Source organism: Mycolicibacterium sp. P4_G11 (assembly GCF_056555145.1).
Window position 1 is genome coordinate 70197 of record NZ_JBFUJW010000008.1, and the last position, 14199, is coordinate 84395.

The 14199-nt window shown below is 66.3% G+C and carries 15 protein-coding genes; 10 read left to right on the forward strand and 5 right to left on the reverse strand.

Going from position 1 to position 14199, the window contains the following annotated elements; all coding sequences use genetic code 11:
- Positions 1-93: 93 nt before the first annotated feature.
- On the reverse strand, positions 94-357 hold the full coding sequence (locus AC1U2B_RS18815; protein ID WP_480217964.1) for a hypothetical protein: 264 nt from the start codon (positions 355-357) through the stop codon (positions 94-96).
- An 88-nt stretch (positions 358-445) separates the two neighbouring features.
- Entirely contained in the window at positions 446-1045 is a 600-nt protein-coding gene (locus AC1U2B_RS18820) for a TetR/AcrR family transcriptional regulator (protein WP_480217965.1), read from the reverse strand.
- 99 nt (positions 1046-1144) lie between these two features.
- Between AC1U2B_RS18820 and AC1U2B_RS18825 the strand changes: the two genes are divergently transcribed.
- Complete coding sequence (locus AC1U2B_RS18825) at positions 1145-1612, forward strand: SRPBCC family protein (protein ID WP_480217966.1); 468 nt, start codon at positions 1145-1147, stop codon at positions 1610-1612.
- On the opposite strand, the gene AC1U2B_RS18830 is transcribed toward AC1U2B_RS18825, so the two are convergent.
- Positions 1613-2143: a DinB family protein gene (locus AC1U2B_RS18830; protein ID WP_480217967.1), complete on the reverse strand. Its 531-nt coding sequence runs from the start codon at positions 2141-2143 to the stop codon at positions 1613-1615. It abuts the gene before it with no gap.
- 101 nt (positions 2144-2244) lie between these two features.
- Here AC1U2B_RS18830 and AC1U2B_RS18835 point away from each other — a divergent pair, with 101 nt between their 5' ends.
- The 6 genes from AC1U2B_RS18835 (at position 2245) to speD (ending at position 8788) form a co-directional block, all read left to right on the forward strand.
- Complete coding sequence (locus tag AC1U2B_RS18835; protein ID WP_480217968.1) at positions 2245-3624, forward strand: amino acid permease; 1380 nt, start codon at positions 2245-2247, stop codon at positions 3622-3624.
- A 10-nt stretch (positions 3625-3634) separates the two neighbouring features.
- Positions 3635-5131, forward strand: coding sequence for a serine hydrolase domain-containing protein (locus AC1U2B_RS18840; RefSeq protein WP_480217969.1), 1497 nt, complete (start codon positions 3635-3637; stop codon positions 5129-5131).
- A gap of 58 nt (positions 5132-5189) precedes the next feature.
- Complete coding sequence (locus AC1U2B_RS18845; protein WP_480218106.1) at positions 5190-5810, forward strand: DUF1345 domain-containing protein; 621 nt, start codon at positions 5190-5192, stop codon at positions 5808-5810.
- Positions 5811-5960: 150 nt separating this feature from the next.
- Entirely contained in the window at positions 5961-6452 is a 492-nt protein-coding gene (locus tag AC1U2B_RS18850; RefSeq protein WP_260935002.1) for a DinB family protein, read from the forward strand.
- A gap of 58 nt (positions 6453-6510) precedes the next feature.
- Positions 6511-7602 carry a type III PLP-dependent enzyme gene (locus AC1U2B_RS18855; protein ID WP_480217970.1) on the forward strand — a complete coding sequence of 364 codons (1092 nt, stop codon included), beginning with the start codon at positions 6511-6513 and terminating at the stop codon, positions 7600-7602.
- Complete coding sequence (gene speD, locus AC1U2B_RS18860; protein WP_480217971.1) at positions 7580-8788, forward strand: adenosylmethionine decarboxylase; 1209 nt, start codon at positions 7580-7582, stop codon at positions 8786-8788. The genes AC1U2B_RS18855 and speD overlap by 23 nt, the downstream gene beginning before the upstream one ends.
- Here speD and AC1U2B_RS18865 read toward each other — a convergent pair.
- Entirely contained in the window at positions 8778-9626 is an 849-nt protein-coding gene (locus tag AC1U2B_RS18865; protein WP_480217972.1) for a class I SAM-dependent methyltransferase, read from the reverse strand. The genes speD and AC1U2B_RS18865 overlap by 11 nt on opposite strands.
- Before the next feature lie 112 nt (positions 9627-9738).
- On the opposite strand from AC1U2B_RS18865, the gene AC1U2B_RS18870 reads away from it, so the two are divergent.
- Positions 9739-10221, forward strand: coding sequence for a M15 family metallopeptidase (locus tag AC1U2B_RS18870; RefSeq protein WP_480218107.1), 483 nt, complete (start codon positions 9739-9741; stop codon positions 10219-10221).
- On the opposite strand, the gene AC1U2B_RS18875 is transcribed toward AC1U2B_RS18870, so the two are convergent.
- Positions 10201-11457, reverse strand: coding sequence for a PucR family transcriptional regulator (locus AC1U2B_RS18875; RefSeq protein WP_480217973.1), 1257 nt, complete (start codon positions 11455-11457; stop codon positions 10201-10203). The two genes, AC1U2B_RS18870 and AC1U2B_RS18875, sit on opposite strands and share 21 nt — an antisense overlap.
- Before the next feature lie 85 nt (positions 11458-11542).
- Between AC1U2B_RS18875 and AC1U2B_RS18880 the strand changes: the two genes are divergently transcribed.
- Both AC1U2B_RS18880 and AC1U2B_RS18885 read left to right on the forward strand, forming a co-directional pair.
- Positions 11543-12634, forward strand: a complete 1092-nt coding sequence (locus tag AC1U2B_RS18880; protein WP_480217974.1) for a ferredoxin reductase — start codon at positions 11543-11545, stop codon at positions 12632-12634.
- Positions 12635-12666: 32 nt separating this feature from the next.
- Complete coding sequence (locus AC1U2B_RS18885; RefSeq protein WP_480217975.1) at positions 12667-13824, forward strand: fatty acid desaturase family protein; 1158 nt, start codon at positions 12667-12669, stop codon at positions 13822-13824.
- Positions 13825-14199: the final 375 nt, after the last annotated feature.

Here is a 14199-nt window from a genome sequence, read left to right on the forward strand (position 1 = left end):
TCGGACGTTCGGCGTAGCTCAAGGTACGCCGGACAACCCGCACGAAATCGGAATTGGCGAATTAATTGACGGCACCGCCAACCCGCGTTGGGGCTACACGTCGCCCGGCATGCCAGGCGGACTCATCGAGCCGTCGACGTTGGGCACCATGGCCGGGGCCGGGATGCCGCCTTCTGCCGCGTTGTCTCCCGGAATGCCGTCGTCGGCCGGCGTGTTCCAATCCCCGGCACTGCAGTTCGGTTCCCACGGCCAGCAGGCGGGTGCGGGCTGGATCGCCAGCGACGTGTGCGCCGGCGGGTTCGCGCCGAATAGCGCAACGGCCGTCAGACCCGCGCCCGCGGCCAACAGGCCACTCATTCTCGACGCCATAGCAACCCCCAGGTCCCATCGTCAGATGCACCTGAAGCTACGCCGGCAAAGCGCACGAGTAGCAGGAATGCAGGAACTAATCGCCCAGTGCGTCGACGACGCCCATCGCGAGGTCCTTGGCGCTCACCAACTCGGTATCGTCGGCAAACAGTTCCCGTCGGGCATTACCGGCGTTGAGAAACGCGTCGATCTTGAACGCGTCGACAGCTGGGTTCGTCGAGCCCGCGGCCGTCAGCTCGGTTTCCAAGAACGTCAGCCAGCCACGCTTGAGCTTCCTGACCTCGTCCGCTACCGGGCCGTCGCGGCGGCCGTATTCGGCCGTGGTCGCGGCGATGAAGCATCCGCCCCGGAACACCCCGGCGAGCAGGTAGTCGGTCCAGATATCGATGAATGCGCGCAGTCGCGGCGCCCCGGGGGCGGCCTCATACACCTTGGCGAGCACGGTTTCGCGGTAGATGTGCCGTGCCTCGGCCACCGCGGCGATCTGGACGGCCTCACGATTTCCGAACACCGTGAGGATGCCGCTCTTGCTGACCCCAGTGGCAGTGGCCAACGCGCCCACCGTGATCGAGTCGAGCCCGTGCGTCGTCGCGATCATGGCCGCCTCACGAGCGACCTTCCGCCGCGTCGCGTCGCCGCGGGCGCGTCGCCCATCGAGCTGATCGTCGGTTGCCACCTCCTCATTTTATACGTTCGACTGGACGTAAATCTCCGCGATAGCTAGGCTCCCAAATACGTCCGATCGGACGCTTAACTTCGCGATTGGGGTGCCCACATGACTTCGAATCCGCAACCGGTGCTCGAGGAGAGCGTCGATATTGCCGCCGATCCGGACACGGTGTGGACGTTGGTCAGCGATGTCCGCCGCATGGCGGACTGGAGCCCACAGGTCGAATCAACCCGGCTGCGCAACGGTGCCGAGCAGGTCGCCGACGGCGTCGAGTTCACCAACCTGAACACCAATGGCAGCTTCCAATGGACGACCCACGGAACCGTGGTGCGGTTGGACAGTGGTCGCGAGATCGCGTTCCGGATCAAGGAGAACTGGGCCATCTGGTCCCTGCACGTGGAGCCCACCCCGGAGGGGACCAAACTGACGCAGCGGCGCGAGAGCCCCGACGGCAGCCCGGATGCGACGGTCCAGGTCATCGCCACCTACCTCGGTGGGCAGGACGCCTTCACCGAATCCATGCGCGAAGGGATGCGTCAAACCCTGCGGGCGATCAAAGCCGCCGCCGAGTAGTCAGCGGCTGACGTCGTAGGAATGGTGGACGACGTCGTGCAGGTGGTACAGCGAGATGGTCGCGATGGTGAATTCGCTTCCGTTGCTGCGTAATCCGCGGCGGCCCCGGGAGTCGGCGGGCACGTTGGCATACGTGGTGGCGACGATGTTCGCCGCATCGAAGAGTTCCGTCGCGACGACGGCGGGGTCCTGCGACGGGTAGTCATCGGCGAGCGCCGTCTCGTCCTGGTCCCAGTTGGGGAACCGCGGATCGTCTTCCGTGAGCATCAACCGGACGCGGTGCTCGAAGATTCGGTGCACGTCGCGGACGTGGCACCCGTATTCCAGGGTCGACCACACGCCGGGCTGGGGTCGGGTCCGGACAGCGGGTGACGCGAGTCGGTGCACCCAGTCGGCGGCATCGTCGCGAATCCTGGCGGCGACGTCGGCGGACTGCAGGGACGACGCATCGAAACCGCATTCCGGGCAGGCGCGCGACAGCACCCACGTCCAGTCCTTGTTGTCGGGTTCGATCGGGTCCGGTGTCGTCACGGCACCAGTGTCGCACTCACTCCGGTGCCGTGATTCAGATCGGTACGCCAGCGCGTCGGGATAGCCTCTACGGACTCATTCGGCGAATGGAAGGCAACCCGATGGCTCCGAGCACCCGTCCCACTGAGGGACCGGAGGTCGCCGTCACCACGACTGACGCCCCGATGCACCGCGAGCTGAAAAACCGGCACCTGCAGATGATCTCGCTCGGCTCGGCGATCGGGACCGGGCTGTTCCTCATCTCCGGTACGTCGGTGCAGACCGCGGGGCCGATCGTTCTCGTCGGGTACGCCATCGCCGGCATCGTGCTCTACGGGGTGATGCGGATGCTCGGCGAGATGGCCGTCGCGCATCCAGTGGCCGGGTCATGGTCGGCCTACGCGCGCGAATACCTCGGCAAGCCAGCGGGATTCATCGCCGGCTGGAACTGGTGGTACGTCTGCGTCGTCGTCTGCATGGTGGAGTTGACGGCGGCCTCGGAGTTCATGGCCTTCTGGTTCCCGGGTCTGCCACGCTGGATCACGACTGCCGTCTGTCTCGTGCTGATCACGGGGGCGAACATGATCAACGTCAAGGCATTCGGCGAGTTCGAGTTCTACTTCACGCTGATCAAGGTGACGGCCGTCATCGCCATGATCGGGCTCGGCATCGCGATCATCTTCGGCGCGGGCGACTACAACGTGCACGGCCTGCAAAACCTCTGGGCGCATGGCGGTTTCGCCCCGAAGGGGCTCGGTGCCTTCATGATCTCGCTGGTCGCGATCACCTTCTCGTTCGGCGGCATCGAGTCGCTGGGCACCGCCGCCGGCGAAGTCGAAGAACCCGCCCGCAACATCCCCCGCGCCATCAACCAGGTTCTGCTGCGAATCCTGGTCTTCTACGTCGGTGCCATCGGCGTCATGCTGATCATCTGGCCGTGGGACCAGGTGGGCACCGAGGGCAGCCCGTTCGTGCTGATGCTCGTCGGCCTCGGAATCGGCGGCGCCGCAACGCTGCTCAACGTTGTCGTGCTGACCGCCGCGTTGTCCGTCGCCAACGTCATGACCTACAGCAACGCGCGGGTCCTGTACGACCTCGCCGCCAGCGGCCAGGCCCCCCGGTTCCTCGCGCACACCAACAAGCAGGGCGTGCCGGTGCGCGCGCTCCTGCTCAACTCCGGATTCGTCGCCGTGGCGGTGCTGCTGAACATCGTGCTCCCCGGCAAGGCCCTGGCGATCCTCATTCCCGTCGTGGTCGGCAGCGAACTGATCACCTGGAGCATCATCGTGCTGAGCCACCTGCGATTCCGGGCCCGCGAGGGCGCGGGCGTTTTCAAGGCACCGTGGTCGCCGATCACGAACTACCTGTGCCTCGGGTACTTCGCGCTCATCTACCTGCTGATGACCCAGGACCCGTCGTCGCACTCCGGAGCGATCGCGTTGCCTCTGTGGTTCTGCGGGCTGCTCATCGTCGGGTTCGTGCTGAGCAGAGTCAGGCGCTAGCGTCGGACCGGTGAAGGTGTCTCGCTGCGCACGGCTGGCCGCCGTCGCGCTTGCCCTCGCGGCGTGCGGGCATCCGGCGCCGCCACCGGCATCCGTCACGTCACCGCCGGCCTCGCGCGCGGCTGCCGCGGCGCCGAGTCCCGTCCCGATACCGACCGTCGTCCCCGCCGGCCCATTCGCTGCGGTCTCCCGCCTGGTCAATGACGCGATCGCGGCACATCGGTTGCCCGGCGCGGTGATTCAGATCGGGCACGCCGGGCAGGTCGTCTTCCGGCAGGCCTATGGTGCGCGCCGGCTCGGCGACGAGCCCGGACTGGACGGGTCTGCGTCCCCGGCCGAGCCGATGACCGACGACACCATTTTCGATCTCGCGTCGTTGTCGAAGAGCATCGCGACGACGGTGGCTTTCCTGCAGCTGTACGAGAAAGGCCTGGTGCAGGTCGACGAGCCCATCCAGACGTATTTTCCGGAATTCAACGCCACCAACGACCCGCGGCGTGCCCAGGTGACAGTGCGGATGATGTTGACGCACACGTCCGGTACCGGCGGCGACCTCAGTCACCAGGGCCCGTGGGGGCTGACGAGTGCCGACAAGGCCGAGGGTATTCGTCGTGCGCTCACCGCGCCTTTGGAGTTCGGCCCCGGCGAGGGATTCCACTACTCCGACCTCAACTTCATCATTCTCGGCGCGCTGATCGAGAAGATCACCGGCGAATCTTTGGACAACTACGTGCAGGACAACGTCTTTGCACCGCTCGGGCTTGCCGATACCCGCTACCTCCCGGCCACCAAGGCCTGTGGCCCGCACCAAGTTCGCGGTACGGCAATCGTTTTCGAGGGCGTTCCCTCCGGTCCGTGCCCGGCTGGGACGTGGAGCACCGACCTGTTGGCGCGCGTCGCGCCGACGGCGCATGACGACGACACCCCGGGCATCAACCCCGACTTCGATCACCTGATCCGCGGGACGGTGCACGACCCGACGGCTCGACGCATGGGCGGCACCGGAGGGAGCGCGGGCGTGTTCTCGACGGTCACCGACGTCGGCCGCTACGCGCAGGCTCTGCTCGACCGTCTCGCCGGCCGCCCGAGCCCGTTCCCACTCCAGCAGTCGACCGCGGCATTGATGGCGACTCCGCAACAGCCCGGGCACACGGCATCTCAAGTTGAGGCAGCGAATGCCGCAAGTCGGTACGCCATCGAAAAGCACCCCAACACAACGGATCCGCTGCTGGCACCGAGCTACCCGGCTATCCCGGGACAGGAGCTGCGCAGCTTCGGCTGGGACATCGACACCGAGCATTCGCGACCGCGCGGCATGGTGTTTCCCGTCGGCAGCTTCGGCCATACCGGCTTCACCGGCGTCACCCTCTGGATCGACCCTGAGTCCGACACCTACGTGGTGGTGCTGGCGAACGTGATCCACCAACGCGGCGGTCCGCCCATCGCGCGGCTGAGCGGCGACATCGCCACAGAGGCCGCACGGGCTCTGCGGCTCTACGGGAGCTGACGCCGCCAGAAGCGCGCCGAAATCACCGCCACCGCAGGAGAATGCGTGGGTGACCTCAATCTCCGGCGCGAACAGATTCTGGATCAGCTTGACCGCGGGCCTCGGCGTCGGCCTGGCGACCGGGCTGCTGTTGCAGCGTTGGCCCGTCGGCCTGCTGGCGGTCGTCATCGTCACCGCGGCGAGCTATGTCTCATGGGCGCTCGTGGCGCTCTGGCGGATGGGCCCCGAGCAGACAAAGGAGCACGCGGGTGAAGCCGACGTCGACGACGAGATCGGCGATCTGGTCCTGTTCCTCATCCTGACGGCCAGCCTGACCTCCATCGGAATCCTCCTGTTGTCCGCCAACGACGCGGACAAGGCGTCGTACGCAGGCATGTCGCTGGCCGCGATCCTCGCGACGTGGGCGTTGCTCCACACCATGTACACGGCGCGCTACGCCCGCATCTACTACGACGACGAACCCGGCGGAATCGACTTCAACAGTCCCGGTGTCGATCCGCAGTACAGCGACTTCTACTACTTCTCGTTCAACCTCGGGATGACCTACCAGGTGTCCGATACCGACGTCACGAGCTCGCAGATTCGGGCCGAAGTCCTCCGGCACTGTCTCTTCAGCTACATCTATGGCACCGTGATCATCGCGTGCACGATCAATCTCGTGATCAACCTCGTCGGCTGAATCCTCCGCTCGCCGATCAACGCGCGGCCGCCTTCACGACTCGGCCGATTCCGGTGTCCTGCATCCAGCATCCGGTTGTCGTCCGTGCAGTCACCACATACCGCCGACGGCGATGTCCTCAATCGCAACCACAGATCGGGTCGAACAACCATGAATACCAACCGAATTACCAATGGCGCCGAACGGGCGCTCCTCGAGAACATGCTGGACCGCAACCGCGAGGCACTCATCGCGACGGTACGAGGTCTGCCCGAGGCCGAGGCCCGTCAGCGGCGCGTCGCGTCGCTGACGACTCCGATCTCGTTGATCAAGCACGCGGCGGCCGCGGAACGAATCTGGTTTCAGCGGTTCTGGGCGGGGCTCGATGAAGCCGACTGCGACGGCTACTCCAACCGAGACGAAGGCACGTTCGCGGTCTCCGACGACGAGTCGCTGCCCGACGTGATCGCCGAGTTCGAGCGCGCCAGCCGACGATCGCGGGAGATCGCCGGACGCTTCGCCCTGGACGACACCCTGGACATCCCTCGCGAAGGAACCGTGAGCATGCGCTGGACGCTCCTCGCCATGATCGAAGAATTCGCCAGGCACGCTGGTCACGGCGACATTCTGCGGGAGCAGATCGAGCAACCGGTGCAACGCTGATCGCCAGGTCGGAGTCATCACGGCGCGCCGACGGGAACTGTTCAGTAGTCTGCCGCCTGTGCCCAGTAGGCCCTACCTGAGGATCGACCTCGCGACGGTGCGCAGGAACGTTGCTGCGTTGCGCGGTGCGCTGCCCACGGCCGAAATTCGGTACGCGGTGAAGGCCAATCCGGCCGAACCCGTCCTCCGGCTCCTCGCCGGCCTTGACTGCACGTTTGACGTCGCGTCCGTCGGCGAGATCGACCTGTGCGCGGCGGCCGGGGTCGACGGCGCCCTGATGACGTTCGGGAACCCGCTCAAGAAGCCCGCCGAGGTCGCGTACGCGTTTGCGCGGGGCGTGCGGCGATTCACCTTCGACACCGCGGCCGGCTTAGAGGCGATCGCCGAGAACGCGCCCGGGTCGAGCGTCGAATGCCGCATCGCACCGGCGTTCCCGTCGTCGGTGACACCGTTCGGGCACAAGTTCGGCTGTGCACCGGACGAGGCAGTGGGGCTGCTGAGTCAGGCTGCCCGGTTGGGTCTGCGAGGGGACGGGCTGGCCTTCCACGTCGGCTCACAGCAGCTCGACCCGGGAGCGTGGGAGATCGGCATCCGTTGCGCACGTGATGTTTTCGACGCTGTACCCGGCATGGCCACGCTCAATCTGGGCGGCGGAATCCCGGTCTCGTACGATTCGCGCGTGCCCAGCGTCCAGGTCGTGGGCGACGCCATCGCCGACGCGCTGCAGCGCCACTTCCCGATGCTCCCCCATATCGTCATCGAACCGGGCCGCGCGATCGTCGGGTCGGCGGGCACGCTCTACTGCGAAGTGGTGTCGGTGCGGACCGGTACCGACGGCCGCCGCTGGGTGTACCTGGACATCGGGCGCTATGGCGGGCTCGCCGAAACCGAGAACGAATACATCCGGTACCGGCTGCGCACCAGCCGCGATGGTGATCCCGTCGACGACGCCGTCGTCGCCGGCCCGACGTGCGACGGCGACGACGTGCTGTATCGGCGGTATCCGCTGCCCGTGACGCTACGTCCGGGCGATCTGGCCGAGATCGAATCGGCCGGCGCGTATACGACGAGCTATTCGTCGTCATTCAATGGATTTGCTTTTTTGGCAACAGAATTCGTGGAGGTCGATGATGCAGTCACAACCGGGTAGCAGCTTCGCGGGCTGTCACGTGCTGGCCGAGTTCACTGGCGTCGATCGCGAACTGGCCAACGATCGCGTGCGGCTGCGCCACCTACTGCGCACCGCGGTCGAACGCGCCGGAGCCACTGTGTGCGACATGGTGGACAAGCGCTTCGAGCCGCACGGCGTGACGGTGCTGGCGTTGCTCGCGGAGTCGCACGCCTCGATCCACAGCTACCCGGAGCGCGGCGCCATGTTCGTCGACGTCTTCACCTGCGGCGAGTCCGCCGACGCCGAGGAGGCCGTCCGGCTGCTGCGCCAGGCTGTCGGCGCAGCAGATGCTCACGTCCACACCGTGTTTCGCGGCGCCGGCAAGCAGATCGTCGAGCCGATGGCACCCGGTATCACCCGCACCTGGCAGCTGACCGACGTGCTGTGTGACGTCCACACCGAGTTCCAGCATCTGGTGATCGGCCGGACGGAGCAGGGCATTTCTTTGTTCAGCGACTCGGACCGGCAGAGCACCGAATTGAGCCAGCTCGTCTATCACGAAGCTCTGATGGTGCCGGCAATGCTGCTGGCCGAGGCGGTCGATCGGGTACTGATCATCGGCTCCGGCGAGGGCGTGGCCAGCCAGATGGCGGTCGCTGCCGGCGCCACCCACGTCGATCACGTCGACATCGACCGCGACGCCGTCCGGCTCTGTGCCGAACATCTGCCCTACGGTTACACCCCCGCTGAATTGGCAAGCGCAGAAGCCGGACTCGGCCCCGTCACGGTGCATTACACCGACGGATACGAGTTCGTCGCCAACCACACCGGCCCCCGCTACGACGTCGTCGTCATCGACCTGCCGGACGAACGAACCGAGCCCGCCCAACACAACCGCCTCTACGGCGCCGATTTCATGAAGCTGTGCGGCGACATCGGCGCCATCGTGGTCGGCCAGGCGGGCTGCCCCACGCTCTGGCGCAACGAGACGCTGATCCGATCGTGGGAGCGCTTCGGCGAAACCTTCGCCACCGTGGTCTATTTCGGCAGCGTCGAGCACGAGTGGGCGTTCCTGTCGGGAACCACCGGGGTGCTCGAGGATCCGCTCGGCACGATGACGGCACGGCTGGAGACACTCCCGTACCGGTGTCAGACGATCGACGCCGTTGCATTGGCCGCCGCGACGACGCCGCCGATCTCGCTGCGGGAAAACGCTACCGCTTGACCGCGATGACCAGCAGGTATTCGGCCTGATACAGCGTGCGACCGGACTCGGTCGACTGGTTGGCCGCAGTCAGGAACTGTTCGAAGTCACTGTCCAACAGCGTGATTCGATCTGGTTGGTCAGCGTTGAAGTTGTAGACGGCGATGGTCGGCCCGTAGTTGGTCTTCCAGTATTCGCGGAATTCGACCGGCGTCGGACAACGGGCCATCGTCACCGTCTGCCGCTGAACCGTCAGCTCGGTCACCTTGTCGCCGAACAGCTCTCGCACGTGGTCGGCGTCGCCCCAGAGCAGCGCCGGGCTGACGCCGGGGGGCAACGGGGGTGCGTAGGGCTTCATGGTCGCGAACAACTGACCGATGAAACCTGTTGGCGTCCAGTTGATCATGCCGATGGTGCCACCGGGACGGCACACCCGGACCAGCTCGTCGGCGGTGATCTGGTGATGTGGTGCGAACATCGCGCCGACACAGGACATCACGACGTCGAAGCTGTTGTCTTCGTACGGCAGCGCTTCGGCATCTGCCGTCATCCATTCCAGTTCGACGCCGCGCTGGGCAGCGCTGGCTCGGCCGGCATCGAACAGCTCGGGGGTCAGGTCGCTCGCCGTGACCGTCGCACCGAGCGCCGCCGCGGGAATCGCCGCATTGCCCGACCCGGCCGCCACGTCGAGCACGCGATCTCCCGCCCGGATTCCGCAGGCGCGCACCAGCTCCGGGCCGAGCGACGAAATCAGGTCGGAGGCGACGGTGGCGTAGTCGCCGGAGGCCCACAGGGCGCGGTGCTTCGCCTTGAGTGCCGCGTCGGCGTCGGCCCGATCCGACGAAGTCGTGCCGGTCATGATTTCTCCTCCGCGGCGATGGCGACGGTCGATGAGCACCGGCCTGAGCGGAGGGTAGCGCCCGGTGCTCGACGGCGAGACGGATTCGCAACCTCAAGTAGTCTCGACCCCCATGCGACTCACGGGCACCGTATTGGCCTTGGCAGGTGCGCTCACGCTGCTCGGACCGATGCCATCCGCGTCCGCCGATGCGGCGAGCCCCTTCGATGTTTCTGATCCGGCGGTCGGCCGGCTTGATCCGGCCTTGTTGGCAGCGGTCCAGCATGCGACGACCGCGGCGGCTGCCGAGGGGATCCCCATGACGATCACCTCCGGCTGGCGCTCTCCAGAGTTCCAGCAGCAATTGCTCGACGACGCGATCCAGACCTACGGCAGTTACAACGCTGCGCGGCAGTACGTCCAGACGCCGCAGCAGTCCAAACATGTCAGCGGCCAGGCCGTCGACATCGGCGGCCAGAGTGCCGACAAGTGGCTGATCGCCAATGGTGGGCGCTTCGGCTTGTGTCAGATCTACGCCAACGAACTCTGGCATTTCGAGCTGGCCACCGATGCCCACGGGGACTGCCCTCCGTTGCTACCCAACGCCGCCAGCTGATCCGCTGCTCGATTCCGGCGTCGTGGTGGCTGCAGGTGTCCGCACGCCGGTAAGGCCAAGTGCCACAGTGATTTCCAATACCGCGTCTGGATCGTCGAGCCGGTCGCCGTAGAAGTCGCGCAGCTGGGTCATGCGGTAACGCACCGTCTGCGGGTGCACGAACAGCGACTCGGCGACGGCGTCTCGGCGGCCGAGGTGCAGGACCCAGGCCCGTAGCGTTTCCTCGAGCCGTTCGGCTGTGCTCGGTCGCAGCCCGGCGAGCGGCGCAAGCACGCGCCGACGTAGGTCGTCGACGGCGTCGTGGTCGGCGCTGAGCACCAGGTCGACGAGGTGTTCTTCGGTGTCGACGACACCGGAGCCACCTGGCACCAGGGCCCGGGTGCGCATCGCGCGCAGGTAGGAGGATTTCACCTGCCACCACTGACGCGAAGGTCCGACGATCACGCGGCTGCCGGTCATGGCGTCGAGGACCCGCTGACGCTGCTGACCGTCGGCGTCGGGTACGAGCACCACGGCCAGCGATTCACCGGCGTCCACCTCAGACACGTCAAGACTCGTGTGGAGGGTTTCCTGGGCGAAAAGGACTGACAGCTTGCGGGTTTCAACCTCCGGCAGCAGCACGGCGCTCAGCGTTTTCGGCGGCTTCCAGTCGGCCTGCTCGGCACTGGCGAGCAGCTGGTTCATGGGCGCGCCCGCCAACAGTTCCGCGGCGAGCCGGTCGAGGTGGCGTTGCCGGACCCGGCCGGCGGCGGCGAGTTCATCTGCGTGGCCCGACACGCTGGCCGCCGACAGTTCGTCGATGAACGCGAACACCATTTCGGCGAACCTCGCGGTGGTCGCCGCAGACAGTCCTGCTGCGACCGCGGTGGCCGAGAGCTCTCGCCACGACACGCGAGCGCCGACCCGGTAGGCCGACAGCAGGGCATCGATCGATCGGCCGGTGCGGGCCTCACCCCGACCCAGGTCGTAGGCACCGTCGAGCGCCGGAGACAGCCTCGGCCCCGGATCGGTGTCGTGGGACCGGGTGGTCAGACGCAGGAACGCGCCCAGCGCCAGCTGTACCGCGTTCTCGATGGTCTGCCCCATCGGTCCGCTGAACGCGTCGGTGTAGCTCGGCACCTCGGCCGTGACCGCCGCGACGGTCCGCTCGGCCATCTGAGGCAACACCCCTTCCAGCGCCCGAACTATCTCCTCATCGAGGTCCAGGCCACTGAATCGGGCAGCGGGATCCGTCATAACTGTTCTTTCCGAACAAATTGATCCGGATCTATCACCCTCCCAGCATAGGACTTTGTACCGCCTGCTCATGGAAGCTAAGAGCATGACCACGACATCAGTTCGCCCGACCGCTGCAGGATTGCGCCGGCGTGTGCTCGAGCTGGCCGAGCGGATCACCACCCCACTGCTGCCCGGCGACTACCTCGACCTCGTCGCACCCCTGCGTTCCGGAGCCCCGCTGCGCGGCCGGATCACCGCTGTACATCCCGAGACGCGCGACTGCGTCACCGTGACCATCAAGCCCGGCAGCGGATGGCAATCGCACATCCCCGGCCAGTACGCCCGCATCGGGATCGATGTCGACGGGGTACGCCAATGGCGCACCTACTCGCTGACCTCGCACACCGATCGCCCCGATGGGCACATCGCGATCACCGTCAAAGCCGTCACAGACGGAACGGTCAGCAACTACCTGGTGCGTCGCGCCAGTGTCGGCACGCTGGTGCACCTCGACCAGGCCGCCGGCGACTTCGTCCTTCCCACCGCTACGCCGGACAAGCTGCTGTTCGTCGCCGCCGGCAGCGGCATCACCCCGATCATGGGCATCCTGCGCAACCTCGCCGACAGCACGGACACCAACACAGTGGTCGTGCACTGCGCGCCGACGCCCGACGACATGATCTTCGCCGGCGAGCTGCGCGAACTGGCTGCGCGCGGCCGGATCCGGCTGATCGAGGTCCACACCGCCACCGACGGTCGGGTCGACGTGACGCGCCTGCAGGAACTGGTCGGCGATCTCACCGGGCGCCATACCTGGGCGTGCGGACCCGCCGGACTACTCGATGCGCTGCAACAGCATTGGACCGCGGCCGGCATGGCCGACCGGTTGCACACCGAACGGTTCCGCGCCGAAATCCTCGCCACCGGCGACGGCGGCACCGTGACATTCAGCAAGAGCGGCACCACCACCGAGGCCGCCGGAGGTCAGACGCTGCTCGACACCGGAGAGGCCGCCGGCGTCCTGATGCCCTCGGGCTGCCGGATGGGCGTGTGCTTCGGCTGCGTCGTCCCCCTCCGCCGAGGAGCAGTGCGCGACGTGCGCACGGGCGACCTCACCACCGCCGTCGAAGGCGACGGCGTCGCAATCCAAACCTGCATCAGCGCAGCCGCCGGCGCCTGCGATATCGACATCTGATCGAAAACTGCCTTCACACAAGGAGTTACGCCATGACCGCAATCCAACGCAAACTCAACAACCCCGTCGCGCACCTCTCTGAGGCCGACATCGAGAACATCGGCATCGAACTCGACGCGATCCGCGCCAACGTCATCGCCAGCCGCGGCGAACAAGACGCCGCCTACATCCGCAAGGTCATCGCCGGCCAGCGCAAGCTCGAGCTGACCAGCCGCGCCGTGTTGTTGTTCTCGCTGTTCCCGCCGGCATGGATCGCCGGCACCGCCGGACTGGCCGTGTCGAAGATCATCGACAACATGGAAATCGGCCACAACGTGATGCACGGCCAGTGGGACTGGATGCGCGACCCGAAGATTCACTCCACGACGTGGGAATGGGACAGCGCGTCGCCCGCCGCGATGTGGAAGCACTCACACAACGAACTGCACCACACGTACACCAACGTGCTCGGCAAGGACCATGACCTCGGCTACGGCATCATGCGCGTCGACGAAGATCAGCGGTGGACTCCCTTCTACCTGATGCAGCCGCTGACCAACTTCATCAACGCCTGCTTCTTCCAATACGGCATCGCCGCGTACGACCTGCAGATCGGCCGCTACCTCAAGGGCAAGACCGACAAGGAAGAGTTCCGCCGTCAGGGCAAGGAAGTGCTGGCCAAGACCGGCCGCCAGGCGCTGAAAGACTATGTCCTGCACCCGCTTCTGTCGGGACCGTCGGCGCTGACCACGCTCACCGCGAATCTGACGGCGAACCTCATCCGCAATTGGTGGACCCACTCGGTCATCATGTGCGGACACTTCCCCGAAGGCGTCGAGACGTTCGAGAAGGCGTCCATCGAGGGCGAGACCCGCGGCGAGTGGTACCTGCGGCAGATGCTCGGCTCGGCCAACATCTCCGGCGGTCGGTGGATGCACTTCATGACCGGCAACCTGTCGTTCCAGATCGAGCACCACCTGTTCCCCGATCTGCCCAGTAACCGCTACCAGGAGATCGCGCCGCAGGTCGCCGAACTCTTCGAGCGCAACGGGCTGACCTACACCAGCGGCTCACTGCCGCGACAGGTTGCGTCGGCGTGGCGGAAGGTGTTCCGGCTCTCCCTGCCCAACCGATACGCGACGATGCGCTTGCCGCGCCTCCGGTTGCGGCGGGCACCGGCAGCCACGCCGGAGCTGGCAGCAGCCGCGTAATTCCGTTGTTACCGTGAGCTATTCACTTCATCAGTGAGTGCCCGGGCTTCCTCGTAGGACATCGCGCCGTTGGCGGTGCTGCCTACGGTTACCGACGCCTATGCCGCGGATCGCAGTCACTACGTGACCGCAATCCGCGGCGTAAGCGCCTTCAGGAAGCAGCGTCGCGACCGACGGTGACGGTGCAGGCCATGGGACTTCGGGCGGCCCGCCGCAGATCAACGGATGTGCCCGCCCAGCGACGCCGTGATCAGCGCGGGTGGCGTGTAGGAAGCGAACAAGTTGGCCCGTTCTTGAAGGGTCAAATTCCGTCGGGCCCACAGGCGTCGAAATCCCTGTCGCGCCAATGCAATCCACGAAGGTAGCAGCGAAGTC